The organism is Aquidulcibacter sp. (assembly GCF_044346625.1).
In the GTDB taxonomy this organism is placed as follows: domain Bacteria; phylum Pseudomonadota; class Alphaproteobacteria; order Caulobacterales; family Aquidulcibacteraceae; genus Aquidulcibacter.
In genome coordinates, this window is the sequence record NZ_JBIIYV010000059.1 from 1 (window position 1) to 17704 (window position 17704).

Below are 17704 nucleotides of genomic sequence, written 5' to 3' on the forward strand. Positions count from 1 at the left end.
CGGTAGCGATTGGTTTGCGTGGCCAGCGATAGCACCGTGCCAATCGCGTCATAGGTGGTGGTGCTGATGTTATCCACCAACAGGCCATTGCCTTGACCGTCGTTCTGGCGAGTGCGGGTGGTGTCAGCGGTAACACGCCCTGCCAGATCATAGGTCATCATCCGGTCAACGGCGACTTGGGTACTGCCCGGACCTGTGAAGTCAGTTTGGCGCGTCATACGGCCCAAGGCGTCAAACGCCATCGCGGCAACTTGGCCGCCTTTTGTGGTGGGCTCTGTCGCGCCAAAGGCGGCAACGTTATGATAGACCGCGATCAGGCGACCCGATGAGTCATACTCATAATCGTCGCGCGCGATACCGGAGCTAAAGCCGTTGAGGCCAGTTTCGCCGCTGAACGATGTTGTCGCAACGGTGGTCACGCTCATGGCGGCCATCGGTGCCATGGGTGCCGATTTGGCCATAGCCGAAACCAACATGGAAGAGCGCCCGACCATGGCGAAGGCGAAGCTATCTAAGCCCGGATTTTCAATCGGCACTTCATTGTCACCTCCACCACCTGGCGGTGGCGGCGGCGGCGGTGGCGGCGGAGCTGGTGGCTGCGACCAATAGACTTGCCGACCCTCATTATGTCCATGCATCTGATAATGGCGCGCGCCGAAGGACGCCATATCGCCATAGGCACCACCGGACTGATTAAACGCAATTACCAAATCGGCGTGGTTAAGAACGTAATAGGCAAAATTTGGTGCGGCCGGTGCCGATGACCAATAAAGCTGCCGCCCCTCGGCTGCGCCATGGAGCTGATAATGGCGGGCGCCAAAGGCCGCTATGTCACCATAAGCCCCATTTGACAGGTAGAACTCAGCATAGACGTCCGGGTGATTGAGAACATAATTCCCATAGTTTGGTGGCGGTGGCGGTGCTGGGGTTACATTAAAGACCAGTGTGCCGTTGGTCTGCCCGCCCTTCCCATCACTAATCGTATAGGCGATGTTGGTGTTGCCGACTTGGCTGCCGGTAACGTAGAGCCCGTCAAATAGACCGGTTGCTGAATTCTGAACCCGCGATACTTGGACGAGGTTTGTGTCATAGGAAACATCGGTGATGGTGAGGGCATCACCATCAGGGTCTGAATCGTTTGCCAGCACGGGGACATAAACGGTCGTTTGAATCTGACCAGATGACGTCTCGGAATTAGCCACAGGAGCTCTATTTGGCGGTGGCGGCGGGGGTGGTGGCGGGCTCCTGACCGTGAAGTCGACATCGCCATATGCGACACCGCCTCGTCCATCCGTGATCTGGTAGTTAATGCGGGTGGTGCCGACTCTGAGGCCAACAACTTCCAAAAACACATATCGTCCAGTAGCAACACTTTGAAGCCGCTCTACCTGAACAAAGCTGGCATCAAAGGTTACCCGGCTAATGCTGAGCGGATCACCATCTGGGTCGCTGTCATTGTCGAGAACGGCTACAAGTATCGTTTCCGATAGCTCACCGGACACATTGTCATAATTGGCAACAGGTGCGCGGTTCGGCACGGGTGTTGTCGTAAAGGCGAGTGTTCCAGTAGCCTGGCCCCCTCTTCCATCACTAATAGTGTAGGTGATGTTGGTGGTGCTGACGGCAAGACCAACAATATCGAGCCTATCAAATCTGCCAGTTGAGGCGTTCTGCACCCGCGTCACTTGGACGAGGTTGGTGTCATAGGAAACATCTGTAATGCTGAGCGGATCACCATCGGGGTCTGTGTCATTGCCTAGAACATAGGCCGAAACCGTCGTGAGCACTTGACCCGACGCGCTGTCATAATTGGCTACAGGGGCGCGGTTCGGCACCGGTGTTACCGAATGGGAGAGCGTACCCGTGGCTTGGCCACCTTTGCCATCACTAATCGCGTAGGTGATGTTGGTATTGCCGACTTGGCTTCCAGTAACAAAGAGCCCGTCAAACAGTCCAGTAGAGACGTTTTGTGACCTTGTCACTTGGACGAAATTTGAATCAAAGCTCACATTGGTAATGCTGAGGGCATCACCATCCGGGTCTGTGTCGTTACCTAAAACAGGGACATAAACTGTCGTCAGAACCTGACCGGACGAACTATCCGCATTAGCCACAGGGGCCGCGTTTGGCGGTGGTGGAGCTGCGGTCACCGTATAGCTAAGGACCCCGCTGACCAATCCGCCTCGGCCATCGCCCACAGTATAGTTAATCGTGGCTGCCCCGATCTGGCGGCCAGTCACTTCAAGCCTATCATATCGACCGGTCGCATTGTTGAGAACGCGGGTAACACCGACAATTCTTTGGTCAAAATAGAGCAGCCCCGTAATATCGAGAGGATCGCCATCTGGATCGGAATCATTGGCCAAAACGAAGACCGGCACCGCTAAATTGATCTGGCCAGTCGCCGTATCTGCATTGGCGATAGGGGCTCTATTAGGCGGTGGGTTCACCGTATAGGTGAGAGTTCCAGTGGTGGTCCCACCTCTTCCATCGCTGATGGTATAGGTGATGTCGGTTGCACCGAGTTGCAGGCCAACGATGCTGAGGCTGTCAAACCTGCCCGTTGCGGCGTTTTGTACCCGCGTGACTTGGACACGGCTTGCATCAAAGCTGACTGCCGTAATGCTAAGCGGATCACCGTCTGGATCGGTATCATTGCTCAAGACGAGGACAGAAACCGACGTATTGATCTGACCCGACGATGCATCTGGAACAGCCACTGGTGCTCTATTGGGCGGTGGGTTGACCGTATAGGTGAGGGTTCCGGTGGTTGTCCCACCTCGGCCATCGCTTATGGTATAGGTGATGTTGGTGGCGCCGAGTTGGAGGCCAACGATGCTGAGACTGTCAAATCTGCCAGTCGTCGTATTCTGGACCCGGGTGACTTGGACACGGCTGGCATCAAAGCTGACTGCCGTAATGCTGAGCGGATCACCATCTGGATCGGTGTCATTGCTCAATACGGGGACAGACACGATCGTCTGGATCTGGCCCGACGAGGCATCTGCATTGGCCACAGGGGCTCTATTGGGAATGGGCGTTACGGTAAACGTTAGCGTGCCGGTGGTTGTCCCACCTCTGCCGTCACTGATGGTATAGGTGATACTGGTGGCACCAAGTTGCAGGCCGACGATACTGAGGCTATCAAACCTGCCGGTTGTCGTATTCTGAACCCGCGTGACTTGGAGACGCGCGGCGTCAAAGCTGACTGCCGTAATGCTCAATGGGTCGCCGTCGGCGTCGGTATCATTGCTCAATACGGGGACTGAGACCGTCGTATTAATCTGGCCAGACGAGGTATCCGCCACGGCCACCGGGGCTCTGTTGGGAATGGGGTTTGCGGTAAAGGTTAGCGTTCCGGTGGCTGTCCCACCTTTGCCGTCATTGATTGTATAGGTGATCGTCGTGGCACCGAGCTGGAGACCGACGATGCTGAGGCTATCAAACCTTCCAGTTGTGGTGTTCTGCACCCGCGTGACTTGGACACGCGCGGCGTCAAAGCTGACTGCGGTAATGCTGAGCGGATCGCCATCGGCGTCTGTATCATTTGCCAACACAGAGACAGAGACAGTTGTATTGATCACACCCGACGCGGTATCTGCAGTGGCTACCGGAGCACTATTGGGTGGCGGCGGCGGTGGCACTACTGGAACGGCTGTGATCTCTTGACCACGAAGCGTGTAGAGGCGCTCACCCCGGCCATTATAGGCAATTGTGATACCATTGGCACCGCGCACGATCTGGCCATTGAGCATGATGCCTCGGTCCAACGTGACACGGTTCATGGAGTCATATTTGAACCAGTCTGACTTGGTTGTAGTCGCCTCTGAAACACCAAAGGAATTCAGTTTGGCAAAGTTAGATGTCACACTCCGGATGTTGCCATTGGCGTCATATTGCCAAGCCGTGCTCGCAGCAGAAAGCACACCTGCATTGCCGCCGATCTCGCTCCACGTAAGCATCCGACCCAGCGCGTCATAGGTTGCTCTCTGGTCTGAAACCGTTTCAATGAAATCGGTATAAATCCAATAGCCAGCCAAAGGCGGCTCGGGCGGCTCCCATTCGGCGCGAACACCGTTTCTGACAGTCGTTTCTTGAGTTAGGTTGCCGACGGCATCATAACCGTAACCTGTTGCGACAATTGCCCATGCCGTCCTAGGACCCAAATTGACGCCATGGGTCTGAACCGCCAACTTACCAGTATTGTACCAAGACAGATTAAGGTCCGTACTCCCTGCCCCATTGCTATTCTTGCGAACCACTCGACCAGCCATGTCGAAATAGTTCCACGTCATACGCCCGCTCATGTCCTCCGAGGCGGTGGTGCGGCCATAAACATCGGTCCATTCGCGGATGGTTTTTCCGTTGGCGAAGGTGGTGCCCTTAATCCAACCGCCAAAAGTGCCAAGACCCCAAGTCCCAACATCGGTAAATTGATAGGCAGTTTGAGTTATATCGCCGGCAGCGCCGCGCAAATAGGTAACCCGACCCTGCTGGTCATAGGCGGTCAGCTCTGCAGCCGTCAGACCTTGGAAGCTATTATATTTCCGAATTTGCTGGCCAAGGCCATCATAGGAAAAATACTCAATCAAGTTCGTCGTATCGATTAAGGTACTTGGATGAGTGGCGGTGATCTTTCGCCCCATACGGTCATAGGTGAAGCGCGTAATATAACCTTGCTGCCCACCCGCGGACATAGGTCCAACACTCACACGTATGTCGCCATGAATGTCATAGCGGTTTTCGGTGTAGGAGCCATCCGGATTATCAACCCGCAAGACTTGGGCTTGGTTATTTTCATACCCCGTGCCGCCCAACAAGGTCATGCGCGTTATAAAACCATTGGCATCCCGGCTGGCGACCAATCGGCCTGAGACATCATAAAAACGATGCTCTGCGAGCCGCTGCGGTGTCGTGGCACCAGCTTCGCTGGTAACCTGTACACTTGGGCTATCAATCTTAATCTGACGGCCCATCGTGTTATAGCCGTAGTCAATCCTGAAGCCTCCGGCATTCTGCTCCCATGCGAGCTCACCAAAGGCATTATAGCCGCGGTTACTCGTCAAATTAACGCGGGTCGAAAGATTCAACTCACGCTGCGGCTCAAGAACCTCTGTTGCCATCCCCCTGCCGTCATAGCGGGTGAGCGTCGCTGTAACGCCGTCCACAAAGGCGGTGCGTAAAGCATCTCGGTTAGCGCCCCAAAGGTTCAGCACGCCATCTAGCGTGTTGTTTGCAAGATCCGTCCCTTCGCTAGTGATGGCAATGGTTCGCTGGCCCGTCCCATTATAGAGATAATACTTCCAAACCCCGTCCCCGCTATTGGTGCGCCACAGCCTGCCTGCCTTATCGAAATCATTCTTCTCAAAAACGATCCCGTTGATGCCGCTTTCAACAACCTCGCCAAAGGCGTTATACTTCATCTGCACGGTATCATTGGAGCGACCATCACCACGCGTCCAAGTACCCAAGTTACCTGGGTTCATAACGACACCCTTGGCCACAACCCTACCTTCAAGATCGTAGTCTGTGCCACTGGCCTCATAAGTCAGATTGCCCCAGGCATCGACACGGGCATATTCCTCACGCGTCACTCGGCCTGTTACATCATGACGATAGGTGCGAACAAAACCTGCCGCATCGGTCGCCGAAGTTAAAAGCCCCCCAGTACCATAAACAAAGGTTGAGACTCGCGCTGCTGCATCGCCTTGGCCGAGTTGGGTTGTCGTCCGCAGATTGCCCAAGCCATCATAAGCATAGTCGATAGTGGGGTTGACCGTGGTGCCCTGGAAATCGACGAAACCACTTTTGCGCTGGCGGGTCAGGCGCCCGCCAACATCATAAGTGTTCGTAACCGTGTCCCCGGTAGCTTCGGTCTTCAGAACAACTTGATTAAGGCCATTATAGGCATAATTGATTGTGGAGGTCGTCGTTCTGTGGGCACCACCAGCGCCACTATTGGCGGCGCTGTCATGTACCTGAACATTGGCACGTTGCAGCCAGATCCGTCGCCCTAGCTTATCGTAGCCAAAAGACGTGATCCGATCGGTAGCTGCAGTCACAACTGCAGGCACCGCAGCGCCGATCGTGGGCGCTGTAGCCAAACGTGTGGCATAACGTGTTTCTCGCGTCACATTGCCATTGGCATCATAAGTCCAGTCTGTCCGAAACTGCTCTTGGTCGACTTCTGAAGTCTTTCGACCGAGCTTGTCATAATAGCTATGAACCGTACGAAGTTCTGCATCGGTCGTCCGCGTGACATTGCCCAAAGCATCATAGCTATAGGTCGTGCTCAAAGTGCGGGTTGCGACATTAAGAGTTGTTGTCGAGGTTCCCGACACTACGGTCGTGTTCAAGACCGCAGTAACCGTGTCAGGAACGCGCACTTCCGTGACGCGGTTCAATGCGTCATAAACATATTGAGTGACCCGGAAGTTGCCGACACCAGTGGGCACAGCCCCTGTTGCATCCGCAGGCAGGGCCACTGGCGTCTCATAAACCCGTGTCTCGGTTACATTGCCATCCGCATCAAAGATGTTTTGGGTCAATATTCCAAGTGCTGACAGACTATGGCTGACCTGGTTGCGATTGTTGTACCAATAAAGTTGCCGCGCCCCGTCTGGGCTGCGCTTTTCAATCACATTGCCCCGACGATCATAAAAATACTGCTCGGTAGGGGCAAGAGAAACAGCGTTTGCTGTTCCGCTTGCAATTGTCTGACGCGCTTCAGAAATCTTATGGGTGAGCCGGTCACCGGCATCATACTGGTAGGTAGTTACACGCTGCTCAGCGAGGCCAGAAGCTTCGGTAACCTTGGTTCGATTGCCGCGGGCATCATACTCAAACCTGTTGATGATTGCCTGAGCTAAATGATTGTTGACCGGCAATTGCTCGCTGACGACCAATCCCCGCCGGTCATAGGTATAGGTCGTGATACCGCCTAATTTGTTACGGCTTGTGAGCCTCTGCCCAAAGCTATTATAGGTATACTCTTCATAAGCCCCCAGTGCATCGGTAACCCGCGACAATCGACCAAGTCTGTCGTAAGTATACGTCGTGATATTATCATTGGTCGATGTCGTGATGGTGGGCTGGGTGTCCACGCTGGGGGTGACGGTTAATTTCGTTATATGGCGCGTAACCGTCGCGACTTCACCGAAGGCATTATAAGTTGTGCGCGTGGCAAAGCCTTCGGCGTCAATTGTCAGAACAACTTGGCCCGCTGCATCATAATAGGCGTAACTCGCATTGCCTCGCGCATCGGTGACTTTCGTACCCATGCCAGCGGCGTCGTAGTCATAGGTCGTTGTACCCGCGAGGGCGTCGCGGACGGTCTTTACCCGACCCGCTTTATCATAGGTAAAGTTTGTAAGGGTTGAATTTGCATCGCCACGGGTGGCGATATTACCCAGACCATCATAGGTAACGACTTCAATCTGCGACTGCACGCCACCCATGATGCGTTGGCTGTTCAGATACCGCCCAGCGCCATCATAATTGGTTAAATGCCGCAGCTCTCCTGTTTGGGTATGCGCGATAATATCCCACGCACGCATGCCATTGGAATGATAGCCCGTATGACGGCGTGTGCCGTTAGCGTCCCATGTGTCGACCAATTGACTGCGATTGTCATACCCAAATGTTGTAACACTCGCCGTCCCTTTGGCTGCTGAGTTAACGGTGCTGATTGTCCAGACAGTGGCTAAATTGAGCGCTGTCGCAAACCGCCTTTGGGCAACAAGTCTGGCCTCAGCATCATAGTCAAATTGGGTGACAAAACCTTCAGCGTCCATCGTGAAGCGGAGGTCGCCACGAGCCGCATAGAAGTTTCGAGTGACGCGAACATTGGCGCTATTGGTGACAACCCAAGTGTCAATGTTGGTTTTCCACTGACTGGACACACCCATCGTGGACATATTGATCAGGGTAGCAAACTGTCTCGTCTCCGTGACCCTGCCTTCAATGTCATAGGTGTAGCCGACCACAGCGCCATTGGCGTCAATGCTGTAACCCAATCGGCCCATGACATCATAAGCAAGCCGGGTCGATCGATTATTGGCATTGTTTGCTTGGCTAGCGATTGCTGCTTTGACTGTTGCGACCGTGTAAGTGCTTAGGGCAGCAATTGGCGTGACATGTTCAATCGTTCGACGCGGGCCCTTGAAGGCAAAGCCTGTATCGGTGCCGTCGAAATAAAGCGTTTCAGTTACACGGCCCAAGCCATCAATCGTGAAGCGCAATTGGTCCATGCTGTTGTAGACATAACGCATGGTGACATCGCGGCGGGTGTTTGGCGTTATGGAGGCAACCAATTGATCAAACGTACCGGTTGCCCACAACGTTGAACTGGCGATGGCTGCAAACTTTGTCTCAGCCGTTTTGCGGCCTTTGCCATCATACTCCATGCGGGTCAGCCCACCTGCAGCATCGAGCATCCCGATCAGCAATCCATCACGATCATAGAAGCTGCGGGTAACAGTGTCGCGACTTGTAGCCGCCGGAGTGTCAAGCACCGGCACGATCGTCGCTGTTGGTGGCGTGGTCTTAAAGCCGGTTACTTGGGCTTGGGTTAGCTTGTTGAAATAGCCAAGCGTAGTGATCAATCGACCCGCGGAATCGTAGGCATAAGTTGTCGTTGATCCATCGCCGATGATCTTTTGAATAACCCGCCCTGCGGCATCATAAACGTGCCATTCCCAGATATCCATGGCGTGGGCGGCAGGCCGGACGCTGGCAAGATCCACTTCCCCATTTGGATCCTTCATGGTCGCACTAACGGTTACGCGATTATTGTAGCGCGCTGTCGCGGCCAAACGGCCAGCCGCATCATATCGGTACTCAACAACGGCACCGTCTTGACTGATATCGGCGGCCTTTCGGCCCATTTTGTCATAGATGAAATAGGTCCAGCGGTGGGTCGCATCCTTCAAGGCGCGCAGCTGACCGTTGCGATCATAGCTGTAAGTGGCCGTACCACCTGTCGTAAATGACGGTGAATTTGTCTCTGTGTCTGTCTCTGAAATCAGTTCGCCAGCTTTGTTATAGGTCTTGGTGGTTACATAGCCGGAAGCTGTCGTAACCACAGTTTGGGTTGCGGCATTATTATAGACGATGGAGGTGGTGGCATTGGCCTGGTCTTGGGTCGAGGTGAGACGACCGAGACCATCATAATAGAAATATTCCCAATTCTCGCCAACATTCTGGCGGAACCGCATCTGACCAAACTGGTCATAATGGGCGTGCTTTTGGTAATAGCCCTCGGTCAGGACCATGCCCTGACCATAATAGGTCGTCAAAGTCATGTTGCCGCGCGCGTCATAGCTTGACGTGCGCATGGTGGTGCTGGCCCAATTACCACCAGCGGCCGTATCCACGCCCATCCACCAATTATACATCTCGACTTCAGTCGGGGCGGTGGTGCCGACAGGATAAAGGGCACTATGGCTCTCCCCCACCTGAGGAATGGTGCCATCATCATTGTAGATATAGCGGGTGACGCGGCCTTGCGCGCTGATGGAATAAACCAGATGGTTTTCAACATCATACACATATCGGCTGGTCAGCGTCGTGGTGGGGCCTGCCCCTGTCGACCCAGTAACCGTCTCCGTTAAAATGCTGTTGCGCGCATTATAGGTGCGGGTCGTAATTCTACCTGTCGCATCGGTAATTTGAGTGGTGTTGCCTGCACTATCATACTGATAATGCGTGATCCCACCGGCCGCATCAGTGACCTTTTTAACATTGCCGTCCGTGTCATATTCAAAGACAACAGATTGCGCCGTCGCCCCTGTTTGTGCCGGCGGGGCCGTGATCTTGGTTAAGCGCCCAGCAGCATCTGTAAACAGGCTCGTCACATTGTTGCGCGGGTCGGTAACATCCGTGCGACCCGCCGTATAGGTGATAAGGGTGAGGCGCCGGTCGTCGGCAGCCGTGGCCCGCTGGCTAATCTGGGTGACCCGGTTCAGGCCATCATAAGTAAACTCAACTTTCGACCCATCCGTTTGATCGATCGTTTTAATCAGCCGTGTCGTGAGGTGATAGCCATAGGTCGTGACATAGGTTTTGCCGTCGGTGATCGCATTGTCATCGGGCGACAAATCAACCGTTACCGTCGTCAGGCGATTGGATGTGTCATAGCCATAGCGCACCCGAGTCAGTGTCTTCGCGCCGCCATAATACAGGTCGGTATAACCCGTCTTCACTTGGGTCAGATTATTGCCGGTGAAGCTATATTCGACATACTCTTGATTGGCCGTCGTCACGCGGTTGAGATTGGCCCCGGTGTAAGTGAAGGTCAGCGCATTGCCGTCTAAATCGGCCTGGCGTGTAATCCGCCAATAGGACCCATAGGCCGAATATGTCTCTGAGATCTGGCTATCACCGTCGGTCCACGTCCAGACCGAGGCGCTAAAAGTCAGACGGTCATGCGCGCCAGCGCCATCTGTCGTCCAATAGGCCATCACACTGCCAGGACCGCTCCGGTAGGTATAAGTGATCTCAGAGCCATCGCTGGAAACGCGCTTGACTGTGCTGCCTGCGGTATTGACGGTCCCCGTCAGGCTAAACACCCGCCGGTCAGTGCCCATGCGCCAATTGTCGCCATTCTCATCCAAAGCGCCAAGGCTATTGTAAGTCCGATTGATGGCGGCATCGGGCCCACGGCCGACCAAAAACTCATCCTGCCGCGAGATCAAAAGATTGCCGGTGACAGCATTTAAGCTAACATTTTCACCGCTGAGACCCTTAGCGCCCGACCCAAGCACGCCCAAGCCGCCCAATGTCGCGCCAGACCCACGCTCAAAACCCGGACCTAATCCTGTGAAAATACTAACCATTCAACCCGCTCCCGCAGGTTAATTTTTTATGACAAAAACCCGCACCATTTTAGTCGGAGGAAGTGGGGATTAGTTAAGCGAAAGACTGTGCATTTTTCTCTATACGTCGTGGCAGTAATTATTTTTTGTGCTTGCACAACAGTATGATTATTTAAGGTATTAAGCAGGCTGCGGTGTGGTGGGCGCGCATCAGGATGCTGTAGACATAGGAATTATAAAGGGTGCCATCATTGCCAACCTTGCCCATCTCTTTCCCGGCATAGCGATACCAATATTCAGCAGGCGCGCCGCCCCCCAGTGCCACTGGCACTCTCCCAGCGCTTAACCACTTCGCCCATCAAATTGGTGGCATAATTGACTGTGCGCGAGCGACCGTTCGACGCTTGGGTCATCACCGCTTGGCCCGCAACATGATTATAGCTGAACCACGTATTGCCAGCCGGGCTGCCCGTCTGGGTGTGATGGATGCTTTGCTGAACCGCACCTTGATACCACGCATAGCCATAGGTGGTGGTGCTGTTGGTGTGGTTGGCCCAGTTTCGGTGTGAGTTGGACGTCACATTCATCACCTGGCCTAGGGCATAGCTTGCGCCCTCCCATGTGCCACCATAATTATAATTGGTGGTGGTGCGGATGATGTCGTTGCCTTGGCGGTTTTCAGAATAGGTCGACGCAACACGGCCAGCCGCGTCATAGGACGTCGACTCGTCATAGGCCATCATCCAACTGTTCGGGCCGGTATAGTCGATCTGGCGGGTTTGGCGGCCTGCGACGTCATAGTACATCAAGGAGACGACCCCGCCCTACCGCCATTATTGATGCAAGTGAAGGGTTCTGGCGGCCGCAACTTCCTGTTGGTTGATGTTGGGCTGCAGCGCAACTTACGCCGCTGATCTCTGCTTGAAATGATCGATCAGAAAATCAATCGTTTGCTCTAAGCTCATTGCCTTTGGAATTGAAGCGCCAAGTTCTGGATCACCTAAAAAGGAACCATTTTTCTGACCTACTGACAACTCCACATCAAAGCGTCCACCGTTACGCTCAACAGTGAGTAATGTTACTTCGCGGGCAAGCTGCTTCTGACTCTTAACTTTGAATAAGCTCAAAAAATCAGTCATATCTGCTTTTTCGGGAGATCTGTCGTAGTTTCTCATCTTTTGAACATTGTCATAAGACAAAACTTCCTTGAATTGAGCCGCGATTTGAGGATCATTCAAGTCAAGCTTTTGATACGGAGCTTCATGAGAGAGCAACCCATTCGGGAACATGATTTTTTTTGGTATTACAACAAATTGATCTCTATGATAAAATGACCAAGACGACCAAGGTGACATTAGCATCTCCTAATATTTTTTAATGGTTACAATTACACCTTTATCAACCCCTTGTTGATATACGGCTTGCAACGCCTGTTGTTGAGCCGGTGTCATTGGTCCTTTCGGAATAATTACTAACAGCTCCCGAGATTTGACCATTTTCGGGATAACTTCTGATTTTCCATAAGTCACGGACCTGACCGTGGCAAAATCTGCCACCTTCTTCAACTTTGCAAACAAGGTATTTGAAATGGCCTTTGGATTACTGAGGTAGGTTTTTGCCGACAAGCCAATAGATACAACGCTGATAGCTCGCCCTGACGATGTCAAGCTGTCAATGACTGGAAAATTGGCGTGAAGCCCATTTCTGCCTCCAACAGACTTTAGCGCGTCAACCTCAATTTTATTACCCCGCTCTAGCCATGGTAATTTCCAAAGAGAGGACTTTGCGAAAGCACCTTCGGCACCAACTTTCATTATCCCGCCGATACCAGCCACCAGCAAGTCGAGTGTCCAACTCGCATCTTCGGCGCGTCCGCTACTTGCGGGATCATGAACCAATCGAAGCAACCTACTGGCTTTAGGGTTCTGCCGAGCGAATTCTTCGAACTGAGATGTAATGTCTATCGGGCCGCCTGAGAGATCCTCGACACCAGCAATTGTCGTCAAATCACGCCGTCGCTGCGCTGCTTCGAAGCCTATAGCCTGCATCCTGAACTGGAAATCGTCCCCTTCCGGAGTGAGCGCCAGTTGTTGCCTCACTGCATTGATGTTGCTTGGCCCGTTCTGCACGTTTTGCTGACCTGCAGGCGGCAACTTTGCAGTTACAGGGTCGAGTCCCGCGCGCGACAGGTCCACTTCGATTCTGTCATTTATTGGTTCAATCTCAAGCGGCTTTGGCTCTTCAGTTTTGGCGAATGTCTTACTGAGCGCGCCCCCAACCTGTCGCCCAATCGCTCCACCCAACACACTGGGCAGTGAGGCGATTAGATTATCCCCAAAGTCCGAACCTTGAATGAGGGAGAGGGTGGCGGCTTGGCCCATGGCGTCGGCCATGCCAACATATATGTCGCCAGCCAGTTCTGATTTGGCGGTAAGGTTTTGCGCAAACTGAGTTCCGCCCACCGCTTGGGCCACGCCTGCCCCAACACCTGCTGCCGCAACCGCTGCCCAGCTGAACTTATCTTGCAAGCCTAGTGTAACGCCAATGGCTTGCGAGGCAGCACTCTTAACCATGGTGCGCGCGACATTGGATAAGATATCTTTGCCGCCAACCCCAAACTTACCAGCGCCTCCAATAGCCCCGCTGATGAAGGCCATCGCGACGCCCTTCCAGCTGAACTTTTCCTGAATACCCGTGGCTACGCCAACTGCTTGGCTGACGATGGAACCCGCTGCAGCAGCGATTCCTCCGCCTAGCACCGCTGCTGCGGTTAGCCCGGTAGCCGCGGTTGCCGCAGCACCAGCGGCGGCAGCGCCTGCGGCTGCAGCACCAGCCAATCCGCCAGATGCGGCTGCCCCAGCGCTCCACCCAGCCGCGAACGTCCCACCATTAAACATAGAGGCAAAGCCGCCAGCAAAACCGCCACTGCTTGCCACAACCACCGCAATCGCAATCACCACCAGCAAAATAGTGCCAATCATCCCACACTTCTGCTTCTTCGGTGGGGCGGCTTGGGGTGAGGTGGGGTTGACGTCGCCGAGGGTGTCGGCGGGATCAGTCGGGGTGATGGTGGCCGCGTTGAAGGTGTTGCGCACCACGCCTGCTGGAATGCGCAGGGTTTGGCCGGCCGATAGCGCCGCATCGCCCGACAGGCCGTTGGCTTGGGCGAGCTTATACCAAAGACCGCTATCGCCCCACAGGCTGGCGGCGACCGCTTGCAACGTCTCGCCTCCACGCGCCGTGATCGTGCCTGCGGCCGAGCCCTGATTATAGCTGGAAATGCCCTCTAGGCGTGAACCAAAGTCGGCCTCTGGCGTGCCGCCGGTCCTCCCAAACTCAAACGCGCCTTGGCCTGCCTGGGTTTGGCGTTGGGTGATGCTGGAGATATAGGAATTGTAGAGATTGCCATCATTGCCAACCTTGCCCATCTCTTTCCCGGCATAGCGATACCAATATTCAGCAGGGGCACCGCCCCCTGTGCCACTGGCACTCTCCCAGCGCTTAACCACTTCGCCCATCAAATTGGTGGCATAATTGACCGTGCGCGAGCGACCATCGCTGATCGACGCTTGGGTCATCACCGCTTGGCCCGCAACATGATTATAGCTGAACCATGTATTGCCAGCCGGGCTGCCTGTTTGGGTGTGGTTGATGCTTTGCTGAACAGCACCTTGATACCACGCATAGCCATAGGTGGTCGTGCTGTTGGAGTGATTGGACCAGTTTTTGTGTGAGTTTGACGTCACACTCATAATCTGGCCTAGGGCATAGGCCCCACCCTGCCACGTGCCACCATAATTATAATTGGTGGTGGTGCGGACGATGTCATTGCCTTGGCGGGTCTCCGAATAGGTCGACGAGACCCTGCCCGCCGCGTCATAGGACGTGGTTTGGTCATAGGCCATCGTCCAGCTGTTGGGGGCTGTATAGTCGATCTGGCGGGTTTGGCGGCCCGCCACGTCATAATAGATCAAGGCAACGACACCGCCGGGCCCTGTTGGGGTGGGCGAGCCATAATTGCCCGAAACTTGGCGTACTTCTGTCAGGCGCCCGCCCGCATCATAGGCATAATCTTCCCGGAATGCGGCGGTGAAGCTGACATAATAGCCACCGGGATAGCCGCCTGGCTCAGTATAATAATAGTTCTCATAGCCATTATAGGCGTTTGGATCGACCCAATTTGGATCATAATAATTTGGATCAACCACCAAATTTCGGTTCCATAATGACCATGGTCAACACGGCAGCGACGGCTAGGCCACCCTTCTAATGGCAGCGACGAATCCAATTCATTACACGGTACCACTCATTCCGATTCAGCCGGCCAACGATCAGCATCATATTTGCCATTGGCGATAAAGTCACCATCGATGCGCCCGCGATGATCAACCTTCCATGCCCCCATTATTGCTTCGGGCGGGATAGCATCAGAAGGACCAAAGGATCCCGCGACTCGGTACACCCACCCGCCGGGGTTGAATCGAGCCTCGGCAATTTCTCCGGGAAGGGGCAAGATCATTTCATTTTCTCTCTGAGAGACGCTATCCATTGTTGGCGAAGGCGCTGTTGCTCGTCAACCGTGCAAACTTGATCGGGCACTGCATCGGCAAAAATGTCAACCAGCTCTGTAGCCGACTTTCCCAGCTCGAAAATGTACGCCTTCCGAGCACCTCCCATGCTTCTAGCCATGCCCGAGGGGAAGGCGTCTCGACGTGCACCAGCGCAGAGCAGGCGGACGCCTTTACCCTCTAATTCCTTTCGCAAGTTAATTAACGCATCGAATAAGTCATTTCCTTCGATTATGCGGCCTTGCATCCCTAATCCGCTAACCACCAAGTTCCACGGCGAGCTAACGGAAGGCGATATGATCAACTGCTCTGTTGAACCATTTGCCGACAGGGCCAAGATTTTAAAGGCTTCGCTCATTGCTTGTAGTCCGGATTCAAAATGGAAACTCCCTTTCGAGGTAAGGTGACAGCCCGCACATTGCTAGGCTGCACACCGCCTGGAATTGCTATTTCCAGCTCCCAGGGGAACGGGCTTGTAGGTCCAAGAGCTCTGTTCACATCAATCCCGTTGTTAGATCGGACAACATAGACGTTATCAGCGAAACCTGCGGCGACTTCGGCCGATTTTGAGGTCGAGACATACGAACTGGGCGGCAGCGTGTTGTCATGTGCGTGTGCCAGCAAGTCGGTGCTGCTGCCGCGAGGTGCAAAACCCTCGTTGAAGATAACATCCGGGCTGCGACTGTCCCCCCGGAAGGTCAAACGGGCAACGCCGCCGCTTTCGCCGATAGCTACCCTCCCCCCAGAAATCGTCATTGTTCCTGCTGCCTGCGGGAGTGTACTTAAGGGTATCGACCGCGCAACGCTCCTAGCCGCCCCAGAACCTAAACTAGCTACCGTAACTATTGCGTTGGAAGCATCACCTACTGTAGTTGCTGGACGTCCGGTAAGGGCGTAATAGCCGCGGCCTGCGGTTGCATCAACGGCTGCGGTGACAGGTGCGAGCGATATAACCGCGAGACCGTGGCCACCAACTTGCAAACTATTGCCAGCAAAGTTTCGATAGACCTGCTGAGCGGGTGTCAATGGCGAATCAAATACGCTACGAGGCGCCGTCAGTGCCTGCCCTCTAGCTATCATTGCATTGAAAGGACCCGCGCGATTGGCTAGCGCTACCCCATAATTTGAACCAAACAGGCTTTGCGGGGTTGAACTCAGGCTCCCAAAGTTTGGGAGTAAGGGGGGCAAAGCTAAGGCCTGCTGAGACCATCTCTCAATACCACGCACAAATGCACTACTTGTCACGTCGTCCCAAGCGCCTTGGGCACCCGAGGTCGCCCTAGCTGAGACACTGGCGATAAAGTTATTGATACGGCCAAATATACCGTCAGCATGCCGCTTTGCGGTGACTATGATGGTGTCCACTGAAGTAGAGCTGTCAGAGGGAAATGCCCCGTCTAGCGAGGCGATTTGAACTGGGGGTTTTTGATAGCCCCATAATGGCCCTTTAGACATCATGAAGTTGCCAAGCACGGCCCCAAGCATGTCAGGCATGGCAGCGCGCACGCCGTCATTAAAATCAGAGCCATCTATTGCAGATCGGGTGGCCGCACTGGCAATCACCGCTGCCGTGCCGCTCAAGAGTCGACCTGCCGCTTGTTCTAATCGACCACTTGCCATTAGCCCTCTAGCAAAACCCGTCCCGCCCACTGCGGAGCCGACCGCCGACCCGACGCCAGCGGCGGCAACTGCAGCCCAACTAAACTTATCTTGCAGGCCCAAAGCCACACCGATGCCTTGGCTGATGGCACTAGTGGCCGCGCCTTGTGCAGCGGCGCGTATCGTCGCATTCCCAATTTTATCAAATGCACCATCTAGGCCTGCCCCTAAGCCACCACTGATGAAGGCTAAACCGACGGACTTCCAACTGAACTTATCTTGAATACCGGTGGCCACGCCGACTGCTTGGCTGACGATGGACCCAACTGCTGCCGACACTGCACCAATGGCAACGGCGGTTGTACCACTTACAACACTGGTCAAGCCGACCTTAGCCACGGCTGCGATTCCGTTAAGCATTGAAGAGGCGGCTGTAGTTCCAAGCTTGGCGGAGAGTCCCGCCAGCGCGCCGCTGGTTGCAATCGTCACCGCAATCGCAATCACCACCAGCAAAATAGTGCCAACCACCCCACACTTCTGCTTCTTCGGTGGGGCGGCTTGGGGTGAGGTGGGGTTGACGTCGCCGAGGGTGTCGGCGGGGTCGGTGGGGGTGATGGTGGCGGCGTTATAGGTGTTGCGGACGACGCCTGCTGGAATGCGCAGGGTTTGGCCGGCTGATAGGGCCGCATCGCCCGACAGGCCATTGGCTTGGGCGAGCTTATA

Annotated in this window: 8 protein-coding genes; all 8 read right to left on the reverse strand. The window is 54.5% G+C overall.

Annotation, left to right across the window (positions count from 1 at the left end; genetic code table 11):
• A partial coding sequence (locus ACIQ20_RS12865; protein ID WP_395780894.1) for an Ig-like domain-containing protein occupies positions 1 to 10835 on the reverse strand: 10835 nt, incomplete at its 3' end.
• Between the two features lie 151 nt (positions 10836 to 10986).
• A complete protein-coding gene (locus ACIQ20_RS12870) occupies positions 10987 to 11139 on the reverse strand; it encodes a hypothetical protein (protein ID WP_395780896.1) in 153 nt (50 codons plus the stop codon).
• Positions 11111 to 11620 (reverse strand): hypothetical protein, encoded by a 510-nt coding sequence (locus tag ACIQ20_RS12875; RefSeq protein WP_395780898.1) that lies wholly within the window; start codon positions 11618 to 11620, stop codon positions 11111 to 11113. The genes ACIQ20_RS12870 and ACIQ20_RS12875 overlap by 29 nt, the downstream gene beginning before the upstream one ends.
• Before the next feature lie 96 nt (positions 11621 to 11716).
• Positions 11717 to 12169, reverse strand: a complete 453-nt coding sequence (locus ACIQ20_RS12880; RefSeq protein WP_395780900.1) for a hypothetical protein — start codon at positions 12167 to 12169, stop codon at positions 11717 to 11719.
• Between the two features lie 9 nt (positions 12170 to 12178).
• Positions 12179 to 15022, reverse strand: coding sequence for a LysM peptidoglycan-binding domain-containing protein (locus ACIQ20_RS12885; protein ID WP_395780902.1), 2844 nt, complete (start codon positions 15020 to 15022; stop codon positions 12179 to 12181).
• A gap of 98 nt (positions 15023 to 15120) precedes the next feature.
• Positions 15121 to 15333: a hypothetical protein gene (locus tag ACIQ20_RS12890; RefSeq protein ID WP_395780904.1), complete on the reverse strand. Its 213-nt coding sequence runs from the start codon at positions 15331 to 15333 to the stop codon at positions 15121 to 15123.
• Positions 15330 to 15740 (reverse strand): hypothetical protein, encoded by a 411-nt coding sequence (locus ACIQ20_RS12895; protein ID WP_395780906.1) that lies wholly within the window; start codon positions 15738 to 15740, stop codon positions 15330 to 15332. The genes ACIQ20_RS12890 and ACIQ20_RS12895 overlap by 4 nt, the downstream gene beginning before the upstream one ends.
• Positions 15737 to 17704: hypothetical protein (locus ACIQ20_RS12900; RefSeq protein WP_395780908.1), on the reverse strand; the 1968-nt coding region annotated here is incomplete at its 5' end. The genes ACIQ20_RS12900 and ACIQ20_RS12895, both read right to left, overlap by 4 nt.

Excerpts from the sequence above, each read along its gene's own strand:
- ACIQ20_RS12890 (WP_395780904.1), bottom strand. The coding sequence starts at position 15,333 with ATGATCTTGCCCCTTCCCGGAGAAATTGCCGAGGCTCGATTCAACCCC.
- ACIQ20_RS12880 (WP_395780900.1), bottom strand. The coding sequence starts at position 12,169 with ATGTCACCTTGGTCGTCTTGGTCATTTTATCATAGAGATCAATTTGTT.
- ACIQ20_RS12875 (WP_395780898.1), bottom strand. The coding sequence starts at position 11,620 with ATGTACTATGACGTCGCAGGCCGCCAAACCCGCCAGATCGACTATACC.
- ACIQ20_RS12895 (WP_395780906.1), bottom strand. The coding sequence starts at position 15,740 with ATGAGCGAAGCCTTTAAAATCTTGGCCCTGTCGGCAAATGGTTCAACA.